The sequence below is a fragment of the Pseudomonas sp. DWP3-1-3b3 genome, assembly GCF_049896305.1.
GTDB lineage: Bacteria > Pseudomonadota > Gammaproteobacteria > Pseudomonadales > Pseudomonadaceae > Aquipseudomonas > Aquipseudomonas azotoformans_A.
This window is the reverse complement of record NZ_JAFCUA010000006.1, coordinates 319844-343395: the sequence shown is the minus strand read 5'-3', so window position 1 is coordinate 343395 and position 23552 is coordinate 319844. Positions and strand designations below refer to the sequence as shown.

Annotated in this window: 18 protein-coding genes; 5 read left to right on the top strand and 13 right to left on the bottom strand. The window is 61.4% G+C overall.

Translation table 11 applies throughout. The annotated features are described in order from the left end of the window. Nucleotides 1-118 precede the first annotated feature (118 nt). Nucleotides 119-1237, top strand: a complete 1119-nt coding sequence (locus ACP7BX_RS20600) for an AGE family epimerase/isomerase (RefSeq protein ID WP_426129207.1) — start codon at nt 119-121, stop codon at nt 1235-1237. Here ACP7BX_RS20600 and ACP7BX_RS20595 read toward each other — a convergent pair. The 9 genes from ACP7BX_RS20595 to ACP7BX_RS20555 form a co-directional block, all read right to left on the bottom strand. After that, entirely contained in the window at nt 1209-2114 is a 906-nt protein-coding gene (locus tag ACP7BX_RS20595; protein ID WP_314524952.1) for a cation diffusion facilitator family transporter, read from the bottom strand. The genes ACP7BX_RS20600 and ACP7BX_RS20595 overlap by 29 nt on opposite strands. Before the next feature lie 197 nt (nt 2115-2311). Beyond that, the gene (locus ACP7BX_RS20590; RefSeq protein WP_095014487.1) at nt 2312-3076 is read right to left on the bottom strand and encodes an SDR family oxidoreductase; all 765 of its coding nucleotides are present in this window, start codon (nt 3074-3076) and stop codon (nt 2312-2314) included. A gap of 785 nt (nt 3077-3861) precedes the next feature. Beyond that, nucleotides 3862-4578 (bottom strand): ABC transporter ATP-binding protein, encoded by a 717-nt coding sequence (locus ACP7BX_RS20585; protein ID WP_033897392.1) that lies wholly within the window; start codon nt 4576-4578, stop codon nt 3862-3864. Next, entirely contained in the window at nt 4575-5450 is an 876-nt protein-coding gene (locus ACP7BX_RS20580; protein WP_028615532.1) for an ABC transporter ATP-binding protein, read from the bottom strand. The genes ACP7BX_RS20585 and ACP7BX_RS20580 overlap by 4 nt, the downstream gene beginning before the upstream one ends. Then, nucleotides 5447-6724 (bottom strand): high-affinity branched-chain amino acid ABC transporter permease LivM, encoded by a 1278-nt coding sequence (gene livM / locus ACP7BX_RS20575; protein WP_016976932.1) that lies wholly within the window; start codon nt 6722-6724, stop codon nt 5447-5449. The genes ACP7BX_RS20580 and livM overlap by 4 nt, the downstream gene beginning before the upstream one ends. Nucleotides 6725-6726: 2 nt before the next feature. Beyond that, entirely contained in the window at nt 6727-7641 is a 915-nt protein-coding gene (locus tag ACP7BX_RS20570) for an ABC transporter permease subunit (RefSeq protein WP_003188099.1), read from the bottom strand. Between the two features lie 232 nt (nt 7642-7873). Further along, on the bottom strand, nt 7874-9010 hold the full coding sequence (locus ACP7BX_RS20565; RefSeq protein WP_010213577.1) for a branched-chain amino acid ABC transporter substrate-binding protein: 1137 nt from the start codon (nt 9008-9010) through the stop codon (nt 7874-7876). A 374-nt stretch (nt 9011-9384) separates the two neighbouring features. Further along, nucleotides 9385-10668, bottom strand: coding sequence for an NAD(P)/FAD-dependent oxidoreductase (locus tag ACP7BX_RS20560; RefSeq protein WP_426129210.1), 1284 nt, complete (start codon nt 10666-10668; stop codon nt 9385-9387). 173 nt (nt 10669-10841) lie between these two features. After that, the gene (locus ACP7BX_RS20555; protein ID WP_314524933.1) at nt 10842-12332 is read right to left on the bottom strand and encodes an L-piperidine-6-carboxylate dehydrogenase; all 1491 of its coding nucleotides are present in this window, start codon (nt 12330-12332) and stop codon (nt 10842-10844) included. Between the two features lie 153 nt (nt 12333-12485). On the opposite strand from ACP7BX_RS20555, the gene ACP7BX_RS20550 reads away from it, so the two are divergent. From ACP7BX_RS20550 to nadE, 3 genes are all read left to right on the top strand, one after another. Beyond that, nucleotides 12486-13382, top strand: a complete 897-nt coding sequence (locus ACP7BX_RS20550; RefSeq protein WP_426129213.1) for a LysR family transcriptional regulator — start codon at nt 12486-12488, stop codon at nt 13380-13382. Between the two features lie 103 nt (nt 13383-13485). Further along, a complete protein-coding gene (gene pncB / locus ACP7BX_RS20545; protein ID WP_016976927.1) occupies nt 13486-14700 on the top strand; it encodes a nicotinate phosphoribosyltransferase in 1215 nt (404 codons plus the stop codon). Nucleotides 14701-14703: 3 nt separating this feature from the next. After that, on the top strand, nt 14704-15531 hold the full coding sequence (gene nadE, locus ACP7BX_RS20540; protein WP_061435092.1) for an ammonia-dependent NAD(+) synthetase: 828 nt from the start codon (nt 14704-14706) through the stop codon (nt 15529-15531). 136 nt (nt 15532-15667) lie between these two features. On the opposite strand, the gene azu is transcribed toward nadE, so the two are convergent. Further along, nucleotides 15668-16114 (bottom strand): azurin, encoded by a 447-nt coding sequence (gene azu, locus ACP7BX_RS20535; RefSeq protein ID WP_426129216.1) that lies wholly within the window; start codon nt 16112-16114, stop codon nt 15668-15670. A 332-nt stretch (nt 16115-16446) separates the two neighbouring features. On the opposite strand from azu, the gene ACP7BX_RS20530 reads away from it, so the two are divergent. After that, the gene (locus ACP7BX_RS20530) at nt 16447-16629 is read left to right on the top strand and encodes a hypothetical protein (RefSeq protein ID WP_033897398.1); all 183 of its coding nucleotides are present in this window, start codon (nt 16447-16449) and stop codon (nt 16627-16629) included. 46 nt (nt 16630-16675) lie between these two features. Here the strand turns inward: ACP7BX_RS20530 and ACP7BX_RS20525 are convergent, their stop codons facing one another. From ACP7BX_RS20525 to ACP7BX_RS20515, 3 genes are all read right to left on the bottom strand, one after another. Further along, a complete protein-coding gene (locus ACP7BX_RS20525; protein ID WP_426129218.1) occupies nt 16676-17566 on the bottom strand; it encodes a transglutaminase family protein in 891 nt (296 codons plus the stop codon). Further along, nucleotides 17566-20052 carry a circularly permuted type 2 ATP-grasp protein gene (locus ACP7BX_RS20520; protein WP_426129220.1) on the bottom strand — a complete coding sequence of 829 codons (2487 nt, stop codon included), beginning with the start codon at nt 20050-20052 and terminating at the stop codon, nt 17566-17568. The genes ACP7BX_RS20525 and ACP7BX_RS20520 overlap by 1 nt, the downstream gene beginning before the upstream one ends. Nucleotides 20053-20200: 148 nt before the next feature. After that, nucleotides 20201-23491: a DUF2126 domain-containing protein gene (locus ACP7BX_RS20515; protein WP_426129222.1), complete on the bottom strand. Its 3291-nt coding sequence runs from the start codon at nt 23489-23491 to the stop codon at nt 20201-20203. Nucleotides 23492-23552: the final 61 nt, after the last annotated feature.

The following is a 23552-nucleotide window of genomic DNA, read 5'->3' as shown; positions in this document are numbered from 1 at the left end:
GGAAGTACTCGGTCAAATTGTGGGAGCGGGCTTGCTCGCGAAGGCGGCAGTACAAACAACACACAACCCAAGCCTGATACCATGCGCGCCTACACCCCTGCCGTGACGACGCCAGCCAATGCCCAGCGCTTCCCAACCCTCCTTGAACACCGTGCTTACGCACTTCCACAGCCTGATCGTGCCGCTCTGGCAAGGCCCGGGCTGGAATGCCGACCTGGCATTGCCCTATGAGGCGCTGGACGCCGATCATCAGCCACTGCCCCCGCAACGCTACCGCGCGATGGCCTGCGCCCGGCAGTTGTACCTCTTTGCCAGCCTGATCGGCGAGCCCGGCGCGGCCTTTGCTGAAGAACGCGCAGCGGCACTGTTTCGCTCCCTGCAACGGCACTTCCACGACGCCGAGCATGGCGGCTGGTTCTACAGCATCGACCCGTCCGGCCAGCCGCTGGACAAGCGCAAGGACCTCTACACCCACGCCTTCATCATCTTTGCCTGCGCCCATTATTGGTCCAAGGTGCGTGAGCCATTGGTGGAGTCGGTGCTCAACGCCGCCCTGGAAGTGGTCGCCGAGCGGTTCTCCACAGGCGACGGTCTGTATGAGGCCGTATTGGAGCGCAACTGGTCATCGCTCAAGTCCGGCCCACTGCAAAATCCGCTGATGCACCTGGCCGAAGGTTTCCTCGCCACCCTCGCGGTGCGTGAAGACGCCGACGTGCAAGCCGCCCTGCTGGCGCTGGCGACGGCCATGCAGCAGCGCTTCATCGACCGCCAGCACGGCGTGATGATGGAAAAACCGCTGGGCGCTGTGGATAACTGGTTCGAACCGGGGCACCAGTTCGAATGGTTCTTCCTGCTGGAGTCTTCGGACGTGCTGCGCGGTACGCCGCTGCATGCGTCTCTGACCCGGGCGTTCGCCTACGCAGAACTCAAGGGTGTGGATAACGTCAGCGGCGCGGTCAGCGGCATGCTGGCGCTGGACGGTACGGTGCGTGACGGCACCCAGCGTATCTGGGCCCAGGCCGAGTACCTGCGGGCACTGACTTTGCGCCCCAACAGCGAAGCCGTGCTGCAACGCCAATTGCTGGCGCTGCAACAGCACTTTCTGCATGCAAAAGGCTGGAATGAATGCCTGGATGCCAAGGGCGCCGTAAGCCGACCTGACATGCCGTCGACCACGCCGTATCACTTGGCCACCTGTTACCAGGGCCTTATGCAATCCACTTGCGATCTCCGGTAAAGCTGATCGTCAGCCAGCGCGCCGCATCCGGCGTGCCGAGCCCTGTGGATATCTCTTCGCGCAGCCCGTCCAGCGTCGCGACGTTATCCACCGGGTAATCCGCCGGCAACACCACATGAATCTCGATAAACCGCGCCCGCCCGTGCTTTTGCACGTACGACACGTAGTCGTCGAAACCATGTTTGGCCTGGGCCGCTTCCATCACTTCGCGCACTTTGTCGTCCAACTGGTCCGGCGCGATTCCCAGCACCTCGCGCAAGGCCGGGCGCAGGATCTTGAACGCCGGCGCCAGCATGCTCAGGGCCAGCAGGATCAGGATCAATGGGTCGACATACACCGCCCACTCGCCATAGCCCTGGGACTTGAGCAACAGCGCCGCCAAAAAGCTGATCAACAAGCCTACCGACAGCATCGCGTCCACCAGCCAGCTGATGTTGTCGAACTGGATCAGCGATGATTTCAGCTGGCGATTGCGATAACGCACGTAGAAGAAGTAGGCGAACTCGACGACGGTAAACACCGCCGCGTAGATGATCACCAACCCCAACTCGATCTCGCGGCCGCCATTGATAATGCCGAACACGCCATTGAGGAACGCATAGATGGCGATCAGCAACAGGAAACTGCCTTCGATCAGCAGCACCATGGGTTCCAGGTGCCAATAGCCGAACTGGAAACGCTCGTTGCTTTTCTTGGCGATCAGCTTGGCCGTGATCAGCATCAACACCTTGATGGCGGTGGCGATCAGCGAGAAAAAGCCGTCGAACAGAATGGATTGGGCGCCAGAAATCACACCCGTGACAATCCCGGCGATCGCGACGGCGAACATCAGGATGGTCGATTGTTTGAGCAGTGCCTGCTCACCTCGGTTACTCACATTTCCTCCCGTTAAAACCTTAAATCCGCACAGTGCGGAGGGGTTTTCAGGAGATGAGTGTACCTTATGACCTGTTTTGGCCGATCTGACGCCTTCGCGAGCAAGCCCGCTCCCACACTTGACCGAGTTCCAACATATGAATGCGGTCGAATGTGGGAGCGGGCTTGCTCGCGAAGCAGGCGACGCGGTCTAGAGCCTTACTTGGCCCCACGCTCAATCGCAAACCCAGCCCACGTCTGGCTTACCGGCATCAGCTCCAAGCGGTTGATATTCACATGCGCCGGCGTGTTCATGACCCAGAAGATCGTGTCCGCAATATCCTGCGGCTGGATCGGCTCGGCTCCTGCATAAGTCGCGTCATACCGCGCCTGATCACCGCCGAAGCGCACCAGCGAGAACTCGCTTTCACACAGGCCCGGCTCGATGTTGGTGACGCGCACGCCCGTGCCTTGCAGGTCGCAGCGCAGGTTCAGCGAGAACTGCTTAACGAACGCCTTGGAACCGCCATACACGTGGCTGCCCGGATACGGATAATTACCCGCGATGGACCCCAGGTTGATGATGCCCGCGCCGCGACCGTGAGCGATCAAGCGTGGCAGCAGCAGGTTGGTGGTGGTCAGCAGGCCCTTGATGTTGGTGTCGACCATGGTTTCCCAATCGTCGAGACTGCACTTGGGCGCTGGGTCGGTGCCCACGGCCAGGCCGGCGTTGTTGATCAGCCCGCGCAGCTTGGCGAACGACGGCGGCAGGTTGGCGATGGCATCTTCCATGCCTTTGCGGTCCCGCACGTCCACGACCAGGCCATGCACTTCGGTCTGCTTGGAAAGCTCTTCGACCAGCGCATTCAGGCGGTCGGCGCGACGACCGGTGAGCACCAGTTTCCAGCCGGCTTCGGCAAAACGACGGGCGCAGGCTTCGCCGAAACCTGAGGTTGCGCCAGTAATAAACAACGTGTCGGACATGGTGTTCTCCTTGCGGGCATCGGGAAAAAAGCAGCCAGCAGAATGCCCGTACACCGCGATGGCGGCAACCGCTAAGCACATAACTTGATACACGCCTGATCACTTTTTAATCAACTGTATAAAAGCCATACAGGCCGTGGCTTGCAGCTATGTGCGCGCAGGTTATCCACAACTGCGCCCACAGTCTTTGGGGGCAACTACAAAACGCTTCAGGCCGCTATACACAAGGGCTACAGGCGGTTTTAGAAAGTTTTTTGCTTGACCTTGGCCGGGGCGTATGTAGGCCTGTCGCCGATCGCAAAATCAGAACGATGGCTCCAGGCCAGTCGTTCCGGCCTCTGCGGCGGTCTTTCCAGAGTTTAGTCACAGACTTATCCACAGGCTGGCGGGACATATTTCGGTCATATACCTGTGTCTTTAAACAGGTTGACAAAGGCTTGGAGCGGCGACCAAAAAGCGCCTGATCAAAAAACAACCGCCGCGCTACAAGCCCCGGATTCATTGGCTTACAGCCAGCTACTCCCACGTTACCCACAGCCGGTTCCACAGCGGATGGGGACAAGTCAAAACTGTGACAAAACAGGGATTTGCGGCGGCTATATGTCGCGCTTTGGAGGGGGGCTGGATTTGTTTTCCACAATTTGGCATCGGCCTTGTGAACCCCACAAAACAAATGTGGGAGCGGGCTTGCTCGCGAAAGCGGTGGGTCAGTTCCAGATGTACTGACTGACACACCGCTTTCGCGAGCAAGCCCGCTCCCACAGGGGCCTGCGTCAAATTTTAAACTAGTGACCGCCGAGGTAGGCGTTGCGCACTTCCTCATTCACCAGCAATTCCTTACCGGTGCCCGTCAGGCGAATCTCGCCGTTGACCATCACATACGCCCGATCCGACAAGCGCAGCGCATGGTTGGCGTTCTGTTCCACCAGGAAGATGGTCATCCCGGTGGAGGCCAGCTCGCGCAACGTCGAGAAGATCTGCTTCACCACAATCGGCGCCAGGCCCAGGCTCGGTTCATCCAGCAGCAGCAGCTTGGGCCGGCTCATCAGCGCGCGGGCGATGGCGAGCATTTGCTGCTCGCCGCCGGACATGGTCATGGCGCGCTGGGTACGTCGCTCCTTGAGCCGTGGGAACAGCTCGAACATGCGCTGCATGTCTTCCTGGGCAAACTTGTCGCCAATGGGGATGGTGCCCATCAGCAGGTTTTCCTCGACGGTCATGTCGGGGAACACCCGCCGCCCTTCCGGCGACTGCGCAATACCGTTGGACGCGATGTAGTGCGACGACTTATGGGTGATGTCGACGCCGTTATAGAGGATCTGCCCCGACTCGGCCCGTGGCTGGCCGAAAATCGACATCAGCAGCGTGGATTTGCCCGCGCCGTTGGAGCCGATCAGGCTGACGGTTTCGCCTTCATTGATGTGCAGCGAGACTTTTTTCAGGGCCTGGATCGGGCCGTAATACACGTCCAGGTCCTTCATTTCGAGGATAGGCCCGTTCATACAAGCTCCTCTTCGTCAGCGCCCAGGTAGGCGGCAATCACTTTCGGGTCGTTGCGAATCGCGTCCGGCCCGCCCTCGGCGATCACGTTGCCGTGGTCCAGCACCACGATGTGGTCGGAAATACTCATCACCATGCCCATGTCGTGTTCGATCAGCACCACCGTCAGGTCGTGTTCGTCGCGCAGCAGGCGAATCATCGCGCTGAGGGCTTCGGTTTCCTGGGGGTTGAGGCCCGCAGCCGGTTCATCCAGGCAGATGATCTGCGGCCGGGTGCACATGGCGCGGGCGATCTCCAGGCGGCGCTGCTGGCCGTAGGAGAGTTCGCCGGCCAGGCGGTTGGCGCAGTCCACCAGGTCCACCACTTCCAACCAGTAGAAAGCGTGGTCGAGGGCGTCGCTTTCAGCCTTGCGGTAGCCCTTGGTATTGAGGATACCCGCGAGCATGTTGCGGTTGACCCACATGTGCTGGGCCACCAGCAGGTTTTCCACCACCGACATTTCCTTGAACAGGCGAATGTTCTGGAACGTCCGCGCCAGGCCGGCGCGGTTCACCAGGTGGGTACCGCCGAACATTTTGTAGTACACCCGGCTGAGGAAGCTTTTGGGCGACACAAAGTCGGTGGGCTGGAAGCGCTCGCCGAGCAACTGGATCACGTCGGTCTGCTTGCCGCGAAGGTTGAGTTGGATCTTGCCGCCGCTGGCTTTGTAGAAGCCGGTGAGGCAGTTGAACACCGTGGTCTTGCCGGCGCCGTTGGGGCCGATCAAGGCGAAGATCGAGTTGCGTTCGACCTTGAGGCTCACATCGCTCAGGGCCTTGATGCCGCCGAAGTGCATCATCAAGTGCTCAACGGAGAGGACGACTTCCTTGCTCATGGCGCCACTCCTTTACGTGGTGTCACACCGGTACGGCTGATGCGGATCAACCCGCGCGGGCGCCAGATCATCATCACCACCATCAACACGCCAAACAGCAACACGCGGTATTCAGAGAAGCTGCGCAGCAATTCAGGCGCGACGGTCAGAACAAACGCCGCAATCACCACGCCCACCGTCGAGCCCATACCACCCAGGACCACGATGGCCAGGATCAGCGCCGACTCGAAGAAGGTGAACGACGACGGATTGACGAAGCCTTGGTAGCTGGCAAAGAACACCCCAGCCAAACCCGCCGTCGATGCTCCGATGGTGAACGCCGAAAGCTTGACCAACACGTGGTTCAGGCCCATGGAACGGCAGGCGATCTCATCTTCGCGCAAGGCCTCCCAGGCGCGGCCGACCGGCATGCGGGTCAGGCGATGCTTGATGTACAGCACGGCCAGCACCACCAGAAACAGCACGATGTAGATGAACAGGAATTTGATGTTGGGGTTGTAGTCGATGCCGAAGAACTCATGGAAGGGCACCCCGCCATCCTTCGCACGCTTGCCGAACTCCAGGCCGAGGAAGGTCGGCGATGGCACCGGCATGCCGTTGGGCCCACCGGTAAACGACAGCCAGTTGTTGAGCACCAGGCGGATGATTTCACCAAAGCCCAGGGTCACGATGGCCAGGTAGTCACCGTGCATTCGCAGCACCGGGAACCCGAGTATGCACCCCGCCAGCGCCGCCGCGATGGCCGCCAGTGGCAGCACCGTCCAGAAGCCCAGGCCGAGGTATTGATAACCCAATGCCAGGCCGTAGGCCCCGATGGCGTAGAACGCCACGTAACCCAGGTCGAGCAGGCCCGCCAGGCCGACCACGATGTTGAGGCCCAGGCCGAGCAACACATAGATCAGGCCGAGGATCACCACGGTGAGCAGGTACTTGTTGGCGAAGATCGGGAACACGATGGCGATCACGATCAGTGCCGGGATGATCCAGCGCAACCGCGACTTGTAGTCCGGCGCCAGCACGTGCACGCCGGAGCCGGTGCTCTCGAAGCCCTGCAGGATCTTCAGGCCCTTAGGGGTTTGCAGGAACAGGCTCATGGCAAAGCGGCCGACCATCACGATGGCCACCAACAGGGCCACGCGGGCCGGTTCCAGGTTGAAACTGTAGCCGTCGAGGACCACGCCGACGATCGGACCGAACACGACCAGTGAAATCAGCCCGGCGAGGACTGTATCGACCACACTTTTCTTGATATCGATGGGTTTGGCAGCAGACATGTTTACACCTTCGCCACAAGTGGGCGACCAAGCAGGCCCTGGGGACGGAAAATCAGAATCACCACCAGCAGGGAGAAACTGAACACGTCTTTGTAGTCAGAGTTGATCAACCCCGAGAACAACGACTCGGAGATACCGAGGATGATCCCGCCCAACATCGCCCCAGGCAGGGAGCCAATGCCGCCGAGTACCGCTGCGGTAAACGCCTTGATGCCGATGATGAAGCCGGCATAGAAGTCGAAGGTGCCGTAGTTGAGGGTGATCAACACGCCGGCCAATGCCGCCATGGCGGCGCCGATGACGAACACATAGGAGATCACCCGGTCGGTGTTGATGCCAAGGATCGACGCCATCTTGCGGTCTTGCTGGGTGGCGCGGCACATGCGGCCGAGCTTGGTGTATTTGATGATGTAAGTGAGCAACGCCATGCCGGCAAACGCCGCCACGAGGATGAACACCTTGGTGTACGTCAACTGAACGAAGCCCGTGCCGATATCGACACGCCAGGCCCCGGCCAGCAGGGTAGGAATGCCCTGTTGCTTGGCGCCCTGAGCGATCTGCGCGTAGTTCTGCAGGATCAGCGAGATACCGATGGCGCTGATCAGCGGTGCCAGTCGGGTGGAGTTGCGCAGCGGTTTGTAGGCGACACGCTCGATGACCCAGCCGTATACGCCAGTGACGACAACGGTGAAGATCAAGGTGCCGAGAATGAGCAGCGGGAAGGATTCGATGCCGAAGTAAGCCAGCAGTGCCAGACTGATCGCCGCGAGGTAAGCGGAAATCATATAAACCTCGCCGTGGGCGAAGTTGATCATGCCAATGATGCCATAGACCATTGTGTAGCCGATGGCGATCAGGCCATAGACCGACCCGAGGGTCAGACCGTTGACCAGTTGCTGCAGGAAAATACCATCCATAACGCAATCTCACGCGGTGAGCACCTGCACACCGGTGGGTGTGCGGCGCTTCTGGAGGAAAAGACAGATTTGTTGCGAGACGCGATTGCACTGGCAACCTCGGTCCCCTGTGGGAGCTGGCTTGCCTGCGATGCGGTTTCACATTCAACACCGTGTTGAATGTCAGCCCGTCATCGCGGGCAAGCCCGGCTCCCACAGGGGATCTGTGGCGCCTGCGTGGTCGCGTTAATGCTTACTTCTGTTTTTCCAGCTGGTGGTATTTGCCGTCTTTATCCCACTGGTAAACCACGTAGTCGGAGATCTTCAGGTCGCCCTTCGAATCCCACGCTTTTTCACCCATGACAGTTTTCACCGGGTGAGCCTTGAGCCACTTGGCGGCGTCTTCGCCTTTGTTGGACTTGGCGCCGTTGAAGCCAGCGGCCAAGGCCTGAACCGACGCATAGGCGTACAAGGTGTAGCCTTCCGGCTCGGTGCCGTTTTTACGGAACTCTTCCACCACGGCCTTGCTGTCTGGCAGCAGGCGCGGGTCGGCGCCGAAGGTCATGTACACGCCGTCGACGTATTGCGCGCCGCCAGCCGTGGCAACCAGTTCGTCGGTGACCACGCCGTCATCGGACATGAACTTGACGTCTTTCAAGCCAGCTTCACGGATCTGGCGAACCAGTGGACCGGCTTCCGGGTGCAGGCCGCCGAAGTACACGACGTCAGCACCGGTGGAGCGGATCTTGGTGACCAGGGCGCTGAAGTCTTTCTCGCCACGGGTCAGGCCTTCTTCCAGCACCGGCTTGACGCCGCGCTTGGTCAACTGGGCAGCGGTGGCGTCGGCCAGGCCTTTGCCGTAGGTGTCCTTGTCGTTGATGACCGCGACTTTCTTGCCCTTGAGCACGTCGACGATGTAGTCGCCGGCAACGATGCCTTGCTGGTCGTCACGCCCGCACATGCGGAACATGGCGCCCAGGCCGCGTTCGGTCACTTGTGGGTTGGTGGAGCCTGGGGTGATGGCGATGATGCCAGCTTCGTCATACACCTCGGAGGCCGGGATGGTGTTGGAGGAGCAGAAGTGCCCGACCACACCGATCACTTTGTCCTGGTCGGCCAGGCGGTTGGCCACGGCCACGGCTTGTTTGGGTTCACACGCATCGTCGCCGGCTACCAGCACGATTTTCTCGCCGTTGATGCCGCCGGCCTTGTTGATCACATCGGCTGCCGCCTGGGCACCCTTCATGTACTGCTCACCGAAAGCGGCGTTGGCGCCCGTCATGGGCCCCGCGACGCCGATCTTCACATCAGCTTGAACAAACGTAGAAACACCCAGCGCCGCTGCAACGGCGAGGGCCAGAAAACCTTTCTTGTAAAACGTCTGGGACATGAGTGGTGCTCCGATATTTTTGATTTTTGGCACGACAACTTGCATTCAAACCTTTCACTGAAAGCCCAGAGCAAGGCGCGTGCCATTACGTTTTTATTCTTCAAAAAGACACGGTGTCATTGTTATTGCAGGTGTTTCGGCTCCATTCGCCAGGACGTGCAACCCTCTAGCGTCCAGAGGTGCAACCAATGGATCCAAAAAGTACAACCGTGGCAGGTCGTACCTGCAACCAAGCCTATAAACGACAGTTCCTGGCGCTGTAACAAACGGCGTAACGGAACTGCACATTTACAGTGCGTGATTGCTACGACTTGCACCAATACAGATTAGTAGCCTGCTAAGAAAATGCAGGCTTTTGAGCGGTATTTCGCTGATCAGATCACGATCCTCAGGCATTGGCCGGCGTGATACAGCGAGAACCCGGCTTCATACAGGCAGCTGCGCAAGCCCACCCCGGCCAATGGCTGCATCGGCGCGAAGGGAATCGGCAGCGCCTGGGGATTCTGGTGACACAAGTAGTCGGCAAATGCCTTGCCGACCACACTGCCGGTGGTTACGCCACGGCCGTTATAGCCCGTGACGGCCACAAGGCCGGGCGCCGGTTCGAACAGACGCATCAAGTGGTCTGGGGTGAAGGCGATACAGCCGGTCCAGGTGAACTCCCACTGCACCGATTTGAGGTACGGGAAGTAGTGCTGCTGCACCCTATCGGCCCACGCCTTGAGGAACCACGCGGGTTTCTGGTTGCCGTTGCCCAGGCTGCCGAGCAACAAACGGCCATCGGCGTCGCGACGGATGCTGCTCAGCACCTGGCGCGTATCCCATGAGCCCTGGCCACCGGGCAGGATCTGTTGGGCGGCGTCGCCCGTCAGTGGGGCCGACGCGACCTGGTAGTAATAGCCGGGGAAGAAATTGCGCCGCAACTCGGTCCACTCGCCCTCGGTGTAGGCGTTGGAGGCGATCACCACTTGTGCAGCCTGCACTGACCCTTGTGCGGTCTGCACCGACCAATACGAACCCTGGCGCTCAAGTTGAGTGACCGGCGAATGATCGAACAACTGCCCGCCAAGGCCCGCCGCCGCATTGGCCAAGCCACTGGTATAGGCCATCGGGTTCAAGGTTCCGGCACGCCGATCCAGCAAGGCGGCGGCGATCTTTTGGGTGCCCGTGGCCTGTTCGCAAGCCTGGCCAGTGAGCAGCTCTACTGGCGCGCCACGGCGCTTCCATTGGGCTTCACGACTGCGCAAATCCGCCTCGCCACGGGCGTTGTGCGCCATGTGCAAGGTGCCTTCACGGCGTAATTGGCAATCGATGTTGTATTTATCGATCAGGCTGAACACCAGGGACGGCGCCGCACCCAACATGCGGTTGAGCTGGCTGCCCACCGCTTCGCCGAAACCGGCTTCGATCTCGTCCGGCGGGATCCACATGCCGGCGTTGACCAGCCCAACGTTGCGCCCCGAACCACCATGGCCAGTGCGATGGGCCTCAAGCACGGCGACGCTTTTGCCTTGTTCCAGCAAATGAATGGCCGCCGACAAACCGGTGATCCCGGCGCCGATCACGCACACATCCACCTTGACCTCGCCCTTGAGCGCGGCACGGTCGGGCCGGCTGGGGGTGAGGTGTTCCCATAAACATGTTTCGCGTAGTGCCATTGCCAGACTCCGGGATGAAACCTAACAAACAACTGTTATTTTGAATTGCAAACCCAATCAAATGTGGGAGCTGGCTTGCCTGCGATGCAGGCACCTCGGTGTATCAGATACCCCATGGTGATGCTATCGCAGGCAAGCCAGCTCCCACATTGACCGCGCTTCGACTTGAGGAATCAGTCGAAAGTAATGCCCTGTGCCAGCGGCAACTCCAGCGAGTAGTTCACCGTATTGGTCTGGCGACGCATATACCCGCGCCACGCATCCGAACCCGACTCACGCCCGCCGCCGGTCTCTTTCTCGCCACCAAACGCGCCGCCGATTTCCGCGCCGCTCGGGCCGATGTTGACGTTGGCGATGCCGCAGTCGCTGCCCACCGCCGACATGAACTGCTCGGCTTCACGCACGTCGGTGGTGAAGATGCACGACGACAGGCCTTGAGGCACGGCGTTGTTCAGGCGCAGGGCTTCGTTGAAGTCGTTGTAGCCGATCACATAGAGGATCGGCGCGAAGGTCTCGGTGCACACCACGTCGCTTTGCTCGGGCATTTCCACAATGGCCGGCGAGACGTAGTAGGCATTCGGGAACGTATCTTCCAGTTGGCGCTTGCCGCCGAACACCTTGCCGCCTTCGCTCAAGGCTTGCTCCAGAGCATCCTGCATGTTGTCGAAGCCGTGCTTGTCAATCAGCGGGCCGATCAGGTTGCCTTCCAGCGGGTGGCCGATGCGCACTTTGGAATAGGCGGCCTTGAGGCGGGTGACAATTTCTTCTTTCACCGACTCATGGGCGATCAGCCGGCGCAGGGTGGTGCAGCGCTGGCCAGCGGTGCCGACGGCGCTGAACAGGATGGCGCGCACGGCCATGTCCAGGTCGGCACTTGGGCCGAGGATCATCGCGTTGTTGCCGCCCAGCTCCAGGATGCTGCGGGCAAAACGGGCGGCGACTTTCGGCGCCACTTCGCGGCCCATGCGGGTGCTCCCGGTGGCGCTGATCAGCGCGACGCGGGGGTCGTCCACCAGTGCGGCACCCGCATCGCGGCCGCCGATGATCACTTGGCTCAGGTATTGCGGGGCGCCATCGAATTTTTTCAGCACGCGCTCGAACAATGCCTGGCAGGCCAGCGCAGTGAGCGGGGTCTTTTCCGAGGGTTTCCAGATCACGGCGTTGCCGCACACCAGCGCCAGGGTGGTGTTCCACGCCCACACGGCGACCGGGAAGTTGAACGCGCTGATCACACCGACCACGCCCAGCGGATGCCAGGTTTCACGCATGTGGTGGCCGGGGCGTTCGGAGGCGATGGTCAAGCCGTACAACTGGCGCGACAGGCCAACGGCGAAGTCGCAGATGTCGATCATTTCCTGCACTTCACCCAGGCCTTCCTGGGTGATCTTGCCGGCTTCCCAGGACACCAACTCGCCCAGGTCGGCCTTGTATTCGCGCAACACGTCGCCGAACTGACGCACCAACTCACCACGGCGCGGTGCCGGCACTTTGCGCCAGGCTTCGAATGCATGCTCGGCGCGACTGACCTGTTGCTCCACCTCGGCGGCACCTTCCCAGTGCACACTGCCGATACGGCTGCCATCGATCGGCGAATGCACGGGCTGCTTGCCCGACTGGTACAGCGCCGGGTTTACCCCGAGACGATCAAGCAATGCGGCAACCATGGGTCACTCCTTCAATCTCAAACAGAAAATTCACGCCGCCACCGACACGGCGATCCAGGCCTTATTTGTAGCTGGCCCAAGACTTGCCAACAAACGACGATTAGGCGAGATATCATTCCGTTTATTCATGCAAAGCATAAAAAGAGGCACACCGTGCTGAACAAAAGACATTTGCCCTCGATCACCGCCCTGCAGTGCTTCGAAGCCGCCACCCGTCATCTGAGCTTCACCCGCGCCGCCGAGGAACTGAACCTCACGCAGAGCGCGGTGAGCAAGCAGGTGGCGCAGTTGGAAGAGTTGCTGCAGCACCTGCTGTTCCGCCGCGTGCGCCGGCGCTTGCAGATGACCCCGGCGGGTGATCTGTACCTGGTGGAAGTACGCAAGATCCTCACGCAGGTGGAGATGTCCACCCACTACCTGCGCTCCTACGGCGGCGAAACCGAAGTGCTGCGCGTCTCCACGCCCTACACCTTCGGCGCGCGCTGGCTGGTGCCGCGTCTGAAGGGCTGGCGGCTGCGTCATCCGCAGATCCACCTGGACCTGTGCAATGAACAGGAACCGGATGAGCTGCTGCAAGGCAAGGCCGACATGGCGTTCTACTTCGGTCAGGGCTCACGCCCCGGCACCGAGAGCCTGAAGTTGTTCAGCGAAGAGCTTGTACCGGTGTGCGCGCCAGAGAGCTTGCCAGCGCAGCCCTTCACCGACCCCACGCAACTGAGCAACCTGGTGCTGCTACAAAACGCCTCACGCCCCCAGGGCTGGCATGACTGGTTCGCCAGCCAGGGTTACCAGACCGAGCATAGCTATCATGGGCCGCGTTTCGACACCTTTTATATGTGCATTCGTGCAGCCCAAGTCGGCTGTGGTGTGGCGCTGCTGCCGCGATTCCTGGTGGAAGAGGAACTGGCCGACGGCAAGCTGGTGATCCCCTGGCAGCATGCAATGCCGAGCCAGGATGCCTATTTCCTGGCCTACCCCGAGCATTCGGCGGAGGTGCCCAAGGTGCGCGATTTTGTGAAGTGGATGATGGAGCAGGTGGATGCCGACTGAAAAAACACTGGCAAACCGACCCACGTCTATGCGCCACTAGCCCCCTTCCTTAATTGTGCGTAAAGGCCGGCGCCCATCGCCGACCCGTCTGGAGATTCCCGTTATGAGCGAGAGTGTGTTTGCCGATCGCATCGTGCAGAACTTGCTCGACACCGACTTCTACAAGCTGACCATGATGCAGGCGGTGCTGCACAACTACCCCAACGTGGAAGTTGAATGGGAGTTCCGTTGCCGTAACAGCGAAGACCTGCGCCCGTACCTGGCGGAGATCCGCTACCAGATCGAACGCCTCGCCGAGCTGAGCCTGAGCCCCGACCAGTTGGGTTTCCTGGAACGCATCAGCTTCATGAAGCCGGACTTTTTGCGCTTTCTCGGGCTGTTCCGCTTCAACCTGCGCTATGTGCAGACCGGTATCGAGAACGGCGAATTATTCATCCGCCTGCGCGGGCCGTGGCTGCATGTGATCCTGTTTGAAGTGCCGATGCTGGCCATCGTCAGCGAAGTGCGTAACCGCTACCGCTACCAGACCGTGATCCTCGAACAGGCCCGCGAGCAGCTGTACCGCAAGTTCGACTGGCTGACCGCCAATGCCAGCAGCGATGAACTGTCGGAGCTGCAAGTGGCCGACTTCGGCACGCGTCGGCGCTTCTCGTACCGGGTGCAGGAAGAAGTGGTCAGCGTGCTCAAGCACGACTTCCCCGGTCGTTTTGTCGGCACCAGCAACGTGCACCTGGCCCGCGAGTTGGACATGAAACCGCTGGGCACCATGGCCCACGAATGGATCATGGCCCATCAGCAACTTGGCCCGCGTCTGATCGACAGCCAGATCGCCGCGCTCGACTGCTGGGTCCGCGAATACCGTGGCCTGCTGGGTATCGCCCTGACCGACTGCATCACCACCGACGCATTCCTGGGCGACTTCGACCTGTACTTCGCCAAGCTGTTCGACGGCCTGCGCCATGACTCCGGCGATCCCGTGCAATGGGCAGAAAAAGCCATCGCCCACTACCACAAGCTCGGTATCGAGCCGATGAGCAAGACGTTGGTGTTCTCCGACAGCCTGTCACTGCCCAAGGCCCTGGAGATTTTCCGTGCGCTGCGCGGTCGCATTAATGTGAGCTTCGGTATCGGCACCAACCTGACCTGCGACATTCCAGGTGTGGAACCGATGAGCATCGTGCTTAAAATGACCGCCTGCAATGGCCAGCCCGTCGCGAAGATCTCCGATGAAGCGGGCAAGACCCACTGCACCGACCCGAATTTCGTCGCCTATTTGCGTCATGTTTTCAAAGTACCTGCCATCTCTAGCAAGGAGTGAATCATGCAAGCCGTACAGCGTGAGATTGCTGAACAGCTCAAGGTCCAAGCGCCGTTCCACGACCAGGCCGCCCTTGAGGCCGAGGTTGCCCGCCGCGTGACCTTTATCCAGGACTGCCTGCGCAATTCCGGGCTCAAGACGCTGGTGCTGGGCATCAGCGGTGGCGTTGACTCCCTGACCGCAGGCCTCTTGGCCCAACGTGCGGTGAAAGCGCTGCGCGAGAACAGCGGTGATGAGGCTTACCGCTTTATTGCGGTGCGACTGCCTTACGAAACCCAGTTCGACGAAATCGATGCCACCGCCTCGGTAGATTTTATCGAGCCGGACGAGCGCCACACGGTGAACATCGGACCGGCCGTCAAAGCCCTGGCCAATGAAGTGGCGGCGTTTGAAGGCAAGGCCGCAGTGTCCCGCGATTTCGTGCTGGGCAACACCAAGGCGCGCATGCGCATGGTGGCGCAGTACACCATCGCCGGCGCAGCCGGTGGCCTGGTGATCGGCACCGACCATGCGGCGGAAGCGGTGATGGGTTTTTTCACCAAGTTCGGTGACGGCGCGTGCGACCTGGCGCCGTTGAGCGGGCTGGTGAAAAACCAGGTGCGTGCGATTGCGCGGCACTTTGGTGCGCCCGAATCATTGGTGGAGAAGGTGCCGACGGCGGACCTGGAAGACCTGTCACCGGGCAAGCCAGACGAAGCGTCACACGGCGTGACCTATGCCGAGATTGATGCCTTCCTGCACGGTGAGCCGGTGCGTGAGGAGGCGTTCAGGATCATCTGCGACACGTATCGCAAGACCGAGCACAAGCGGGTCATGCCGTTTGCGCCGTGAGGTGAGGCAGGTAGTTTTGTATTGATTGCTTGATCGCCATCGCAGGCAAGCCAGCTCCCACAGTTGACCGAGTTCCAGCATGAGAATGCGGTCGAATGTGGGAGCTGGCTTGCCTGCGAAGAACGATAACGCGGTGTTACTTAACGACCACAGTGCCTTTCATCATCGAGATGTGGCCTGGGAACGAGCAGAAGAATGCGTAGTCAGTCCCGGCGGCCAGCTTCGACACGTCGAAGGTCACCGAGTCTTTCTCGCCGGCACCGATGATCTTGGTGTGGGCGATGATGCGTGCGTCGCCTTCTTTCAGGTAGTCCTTGTCGATACCGGCGGCCATGCCGTCGCTGGCGACGCCAGGCATGTCGGCAGCGGAGCTCAGCACCCAGTTGTGACCCATGACGTTTTTCGGCAGGTTGCCGGAGTGGGTCAGCTCGACGGTGAACGTCTTGCAGCTTTTGTCGATTTCAATGGCTTTGGTGTTGAAGGACATTTGGTCGGTGGAGTCGACAGTGACCTTGCACTCTGCAGCAAGCAACTGGCCGCTCGCCAGAGTCAGCAGGGAAACAGCAACGAGTTTGGCAAACATGTGAATCTCCAAGGCAGGGTTTAGAAAACGCGTATTGCGACAAGGGTGCCTGAATCAGGCAGGAATTCTTATGATCTGAATCAACAGATTGTATACAACTTTAGGCTATCAGACTTATCAACACAATCTACCAGCCAAAGTACAACCCCCTGGCTATGATCGGCTCATCACCCATCGGAGTCCGAGCCATGCACCTCAACCAACTGTTCAACGGCCTGCTGGCCGCCTACGCCTGCGGTAAGTGAAGGCCAAGCGCCCCCTGAAGCTGCTACCATGTCGTCCCAAGGCAGCTGCGCGCCGCCACCCTCACCTTCGACCCTAGAGGATCGCCCATGGCCAAACCTAATTACTCCTTCGCCAAACGTCAGAGAGACTTGGCCAAGGAGCAGAAGAAAGAGGAAAAACTGCAACGCAAGAAAGCCGCTGCAGATGAAGAGGCCAATGGGCTGAACGCCGATGTTGATGGTGAAGAAACGAGCGACGAGACCGAAACACCAAAAGATCCGGCTGAATAAATTCCTTTGTGCTGAGCCGGCCTGCCCGGCTCGGCACAATCAACTGTTATTCCAGCGGCATCACCGTCACCCGCACCTCCGGGTCATGGCTCCCTCCTCCCAGAATCACCCCACGCAACGGCGACACATCGGAAAAATCCCGGCCCCAGGCCAGGGTGATGTGCTCCAGTGCCGGCTGCACATTGTTCGTCGGATCGAAATCCACCCAGCCCGAAACCGGGCAGTACACCGAGACCCACGCGTGGGACGCATCGGCGCCGATCAGCCGTGGCTGGCCGGGCGGTGGCTGGGTGAGCAGGTAACCGCTGATATAACGCGCCGCCAGGCCCCGCGAGCGCAGGCAGGCGAGCATCAGGTGGGCAAAGTCCTGGCACACGCCGCGACGGCGCTCCAGCACTTCCACCAGCGGCGTGGCGACCTGGGTGGCCTCGGCATCGAAGGTGAACTCGCTGAAGATCTTTTCCATCAGCGCCTGCACGCCCAGCAGCAAGGGTTTACCAGGTGGGAAACAGCTTTCGGAGAATTCGACGAAGGTCTTCTTCAGGTGTACGTAGGGCGATTCGAAGCGGAAGCGGCAGGCTTCGATCAACTCACCAGACATCGGCTGGCTGCTGTAGGTCAGACTATCGCGGGTCTGGTCCCAGGCCGGTGATTGCTGGAAGTCCAGCGCCGGCCGCGCCAGCACTTCCACGGTCAGCCCGGCATTCACCAGCAATTCATCATGGGGCCGCTCGAATGCCAGGCGCGTGATCGGGTTGCCGAACACGTCCAGCTCATCGCGGCGCGAGGTCGGTTCCGGGCTGATATCCAGTTGCTGCAAGCTGCAACGCTGCCAGGCGCACGGCCGTGGCCACAAATGCGCCAGCTGCTGGGCCAGGGACACCGGGCTGTCGTAGTGGTAGTGGGTATCGTGGAAAATCTGGTAGCGCGCACTCATCACACCGACACCGTTTGCTGGCTGACATCATCCACATGGGCAAAGTGACGCAAGGCCAGACGGTCCGACACTTGCCCACTCTCATCGGCCACCGCTTGCAGCAGGTCGGCCAGGCCGTCCAGCGCGGCACGCACGCTGGATTCGCCGAACAACGGGTTCTCCAGGCAACCCAGGTCGAATCGCGCCAGGCGCTCCACCAAGGGGCCCAGGCCGGTTTCCCGAGGCACACCAAAGTCATCATTGAGACGTCGCAGCGTGCGGCTCACCAGCTTGAGCTGGAACAGCACCGCGTGGGGGTTCTGTTCATCCAGCAACAGCAAGTCGAGTACCGGGATCAATTGCGGCACCGCCAGGTAACGCGAACGGTAGGTGATGCTGCTGTTACCCAGTTCCAGCAACCACTCTAATCCCGCCTGATCGAACACCGCCACACCGCGCAGGAACGCCGCCAGGCTGCTGCTCAGGAATTGCAGACGCTCGATACGCCGCCCCATCATCAGGAAACGCCAGCCTTCATCGCGGGTCATATCATCCAGGGCAAACCCGGACAGCGCCGCCAGGGACATCACCAGGCGGTTGAGGAAATCCAGCAACTCGCCAAAATCCGGCGACTCACTTTCCAGCTCCATGGCTTCGCGCTGCAGCTCCACCAGGGCCTGCCAGTTCTCACGGGACAGCTTGCCGCGCACCTGCGATGCCGCCCACTGCAAGCGTTGCAGGTTGGCGCGCAGGCTCGACGGCCAGTCATCACCGAGCAGCGCCGCCAGCAGGCGTGCGGGCAATTCGCCCTCCTCCGGCAGCAGGCGCAGGTTTTCGCCCAGCTCGACGGCCGCCTGCAGGGCCAGCGGGTCGTCGCCATCCACATAACGCGCCAGCACGATACGCAACCAACGCGCGCTGTCGTCGCAGCGTTCGCAGTAACGACCGAACCAGAACAGGTTTTCCACCACGCGGGACGGCAAATAGGGATCGCGGCGCACCAGGTCATGGGCGCCAATCGCACGCTGTGCACGCCAGTGTTCGCCACCGGCGGCGCGCTCGCCGAGTACCCAGGTGTCCTTGCTCGCACCGCCGCGTTGCATCGACACCACTTCGGCGTCGGCCTCGGCGGCCACCCGCGTCAGGCCACCGGGCAGTACGCGGTAACCGTCGTCACTGGCCACGGCGTACACGCGCATGCCGATGGCGCGGTGTTGTAAATGATCGTCCACGGTGTGCCATACCGGCGCCTGGGACAATTGAGCCAGCTCCTGGGCAACGTAGGCGTAAGGCCGCGCACGCATGCGTTCGGCCAGGGCCTGGCGTTGTTCGTCGTTGAGGTCGCGGCCGAATACCGGCGCAAAACTCTGCGACGGAAACGCCGGTTTGATCAGCAACTCCGGCAGTTTCTCCAGCGCTTCGGCCAGCACCGGCGCCTCACCGCACCACCAAGTGGCAATGGACGGCAGAATCAGTTTTTCACCAAACAGGAATTCGTTGATCTTCGGCAAAAAGCCCAGCAAACCAGGGGATTCCAGCACACCGCTGCCCAGGGCATTGGCCACCAGCACATTGCCTTGGCGCACGGCATCCAACAAACCCGGTACACCGAGGGCCGAGTCGGTGCGCAGCTCCAGCGGGTCGCAGAAGTCATCGTCGAGGCGACGCATGATCGCGTGCACCCGGCGCAGGCCACTGAGGGTTTTCAGGAACACGGTGCTGTCGCGCACGGTGAGGTCGCCGCCTTCCACCAGTGGGTAACCCAGCTGACGGGCGAGGTAGAGGTGTTCGAAGTAACTTTCGTTGAACCGGCCGGGCGTGAGCAGCACGATCAGCGGCGGCTGATCATCACCGGGCGCCTGGCGGGCCAGGGTTTCCTGCAAGGCGCGAAAGAAACCGGTGAGGTGCTGCACCTGCAAGTCACGGTAAAGATCCGGGAAGGCGCGGGACACGATGGTGCGGTTTTCCAGCGCATAGCCGGCACCGGATGGCGCCTGGGTACGGTCGGCGGTGACCCACCAGCGGCCATCTGGCGTGCGCGCCAGGTCCACGGCGTACAGGTGCAGGAACGCACCGTCCGGCGGCTGGATGCCCTGGCACGGCCACAGGAAGTTGTTATGCCCGAACACCAGCTCCGCTGGCAGCAAGCCTTCCTTGATCAGGCGCTGCGGGCCGTACAGGTCCGCCAGCACCGCATTGAGCAAGCGTGCGCGCTGGGCGATACCGGCCGACAGATGCTGCCATTCATCAGCCGCCAGCACATGGGGCAACAAGTCCAGCTCCCACGGCCGGTCGGCGCCCTTGGGGTCGGCGTAGACGTTGTAGGTCACGCCGTTTTCCTGGATCTGCCGGGTCAGCAATGCCTGGCGCTGGGCCAATTGCGCCGGTGTGCTGCGTTGCAGGTGGTCCAGCAGGCGTCGCCAATGGGCACGCACTGCGCCGCTGTCATCCAGCAGTTCGTGATAGGTGCCCGCGGTCAGCGGGTAACGGTCGAGCAAGTCGGACATGGAACGCTCGGCAGAGGCAAGGGGGCTCAGATTAACTCAACAAACACTGCAAATCCCCTGTAGGCCCCGGCTTTTGTGGTGAGCGGGCTTGCCCCGCGCGAGGCAAGCTCGCTCACCACAAAAGCTGGCGTCCACAGAGGGATCGCGTTCAGTCATTTTTATGGGGGAAGCGGCGCAGATCCAGGGTCATCGGTAGTTCATCGTTCACGACCACGCTCGGCACGTCGAGCTTCCCAGGGCTATGCCCCAACCGGAAAAACCGCGCCATGCGCCGACTCTCTGCCTCGTTGGCATTCACCGGCAAGCTGTCGTAATTGCGCCCGCCCGGATGGGCGACATGGTATTGGCATCCACCCAGCGAACGCTGCATCCAGGTGTCCAGCAGGTCGAACACCAGCGGCGCATGTACCGGGATGGTCGGTTGCAGGCAGTTGGCCGGCTGCCAGGCGCGGTAACGCACGCCAGCGACGAACTCACCGACTCGCCCGGTGGCTTGCAGCGGCACCGGGATGCCGTTGCAGGTCAGCAGGTAGCGCTGCGGGGGCAGCCCGGTCAACTTGACTTGCAGGCGCTCAAGGGACGAATCCACATAACGCACGGTGCCGCCCACAGCGCCCTCCTCGCCCAGTACGTGCCAAGGTTCCAAGGCCTGGCGCAGCTCCAGTTCGATCCCGCTGACGGCGTAGTCACCCACTTTGGGGAAACGGAATTCCAGGTGCGCGGCAAACCACTCGGCGCGCAGCGGGTAGCCAGCGGCGTTGAGTTCGACGATCACGTCGGCAAAATCTTGCTCGATGAAATGCGGCAACAGGAAACGGTCGTGCAACTCGGTGCCCCAGCGCGCCAGCTTCGGCGGCGCGTAGGGTTCGCGCCAGAAACGCGCGACCAAGGCGCGCAGCAGCAATTGCTGGGTCAGGCTCATGCGGGCGTGGGGCGGCATTTCAAATGCACGCAGCTCCAACAGGCCGAGGCGGCCGGTGGCGCCGTCCGGCGAGTAGAGTTTGTCGATGCAGAACTCGGCACGATGGGTGTTGCCGGTCACGTCGATCAGCAGGTTGCGCAGCAGGCGGTCTACCAGCCACGGCGGACACTCTTCGCCGGGTTCGGGCATTTGCGCGAAGGCAATTTCCAGCTCGTACAACGCGTCGTTGCGCGCCTCGTCCACCCGCGGGGCCTGGGAAGTCGGGCCGATGAACAGGCCGGAAAACAGGTAGGAAAGCGAGGGGTGGTTGTGCCAGTAGCTGATCAGGCTCCGCAGCAAATCAGGGCGGCGCAGGAACGGTGAGTCCTTTGGCGTCGCGCCACCGAGCACGAAGTGGTTACCGCCGCCGGTGCCGGTGTGGCGCCCGTCGATCATGAATTTCTCGGTGGTCAAGCGCGTCTGTCGCGCCTCTTCGTAGAGGAATTCGGTGCGCTCCACCAACTCGTCCCAGGTGGCGGACGGCTGCACGTTGACCTCGATCACACCCGGGTCCGGCGTCACGCGGAAGTTGCTCAGGCGTGTATCGGCGGGTGGTTCATAGCCTTCCAGCAATACCGGGCAATGCAGCTCTTCAGCGGTGGATTCAATGGCGGCCACCAGCTCCAGATAGTCTTCAACACGCTCCAGGGGCGGCATGAACAGATAGAGGCGCCCTTCCCGCGCTTCGGCGCACAGGGCGGTGCGGGTCAGCCAGTCGGCGGACTCGTCCACCTGTGGCACGCGTTCATCGCTCGGCGCGGGCTCATCGTGGCTTTGCAGCTGCGCGGTGGACGGCAGCTCCGGCTGATCCTGGTTCGGGTCAGTCGGGTGCACAAACGGATACTCCGCCGCCGTCACCCACGGCTGCGAGGCCAATGGCAGGCGATAGCCCAACGGCGAATCCCCCGGCACCAGGCGGCAGTGGTTGTCACGCAGGTACCAGCGCCCGCTTTGCCAACGGTCATTGGCCGCCGTGCGCGCCAACGGCAGCACTTGGCCGATGACTTTATCCAGGCCCTGGCTGAACACCTTGCGCAGGCGTTCGCGCTCCAAGTCGTCGCTCAGGCGCGGGTCCTGGGCGGTGACGTTCTGCGGCAGCGCGCCTTCGCGCCACAGGTAGTAGAAATTGTCTTCGAAGGCCGGGAACACAAAGCGCGCCGGCAACTTGAGGCGCTCTGCGACGCTGGCCAGGAAACGCCCGGCCAGCGCGCCATCCGCGCCGTAGTCCTCTTGCTCATCGGCAATCAACGCGCTGTTGTGCCAGATCGGCACACCGTCGCGCCGCCAGTAGCAATTGAGCGACCAACGCGGCAATTGCTCGCCGGGGTACCACTTGCCTTGGCCGAAGTGCACCAAACCCTTCGGGGCGTAGTGCTTGCGCATTCGCTGGAACAGCTCGGCGGACAGTCGGCGCTTGTCCGGGCCGAGCGCGGCGGTGTTCCATTCGGCGCCGTCGGGATCGTCGATGGAGACAAAGGTGGGTTCGCCGCCCATGGTCAGACGTACGTCGTCCTTGAGCAGGTCGCCATCGATCTGACGCCCCAAGGCCTGGATCGCCAGCCATTGCTCTTCGGTGTAGGGCTTGGTGACGCGCGGCGCCTCCCAGATCCGCTCAACCGACATTTCGTGGGTGAATTCACACTCGCAAGGTTCCACCAGCCCACTGATCGGTGCGGCGGACGAGGGATCGGGACTACACGCCAACGGGATATGGCCTTCACCGGCGAACAACCCGGAGGTAGCGTCCAGGCCGATCCAGCCGGCGCCGGGCAAATACACTTCGCACCAGGCGTGCAGGTCGGTGAAATCCACTTCCGTGCCGGAGGGGCCATCGAGGGCTTTGACGTCAGCAGTGAGTTGGATCAGGTAGCCGGACACAAACCGCGCCGCCAACCCCAGGTTACGCAGGATCTGCACCAGCAACCAAGCCGAGTCGCGGCATGAACCGGAGGCGTTTTCCAGGGTGTATTCCGGGGTTTGCACACCCGGCTCCATGCGGATCAGGTAGCCGATATCAGCCGCCAGGCGCTGGTTGAGGCCCACCAAAAAGTCCACGGCCGGCAGCGGCATGCGGTCGATGCCCGCCAGGTACGCGGCGAACCGGGGCGTGAGCGGCAGGGTTTCCAGGTACGGCGCCAGCTCGCGCTGCTCATCGGCGGCGTAGCTGAAGGGGATTTTTTCGGCGTAGGGTTCGAGGAAAAAGTCGAAGGGGTTGAACACCGCCATCTCAGCGACCAGGTCGACTTCGATGCGCAGCTCGTCAGTCTTTTCCGGGAACACCAACCGCGCCAGGTAATTGCCCTGGGGGTCCTGCTGCCAATTGATGAAATGCTGCTCGGGCAGCACTTTCAGCGCGTAGGACAGAATCCGCGTGCGGCTATGGGCCGCCGGGCGCAAGCGCACAATCTGTGGGCCGAGTTCGACAGCGCGGTCATAGCGGTAATGCGTAACGTGGTGCAACGCGACATGAATCGACACGGCGGCCTCCTGCGAGCCAGGGCATGGAAACAAAGCGCGCAAGACTTATGCCAGAGCGGCG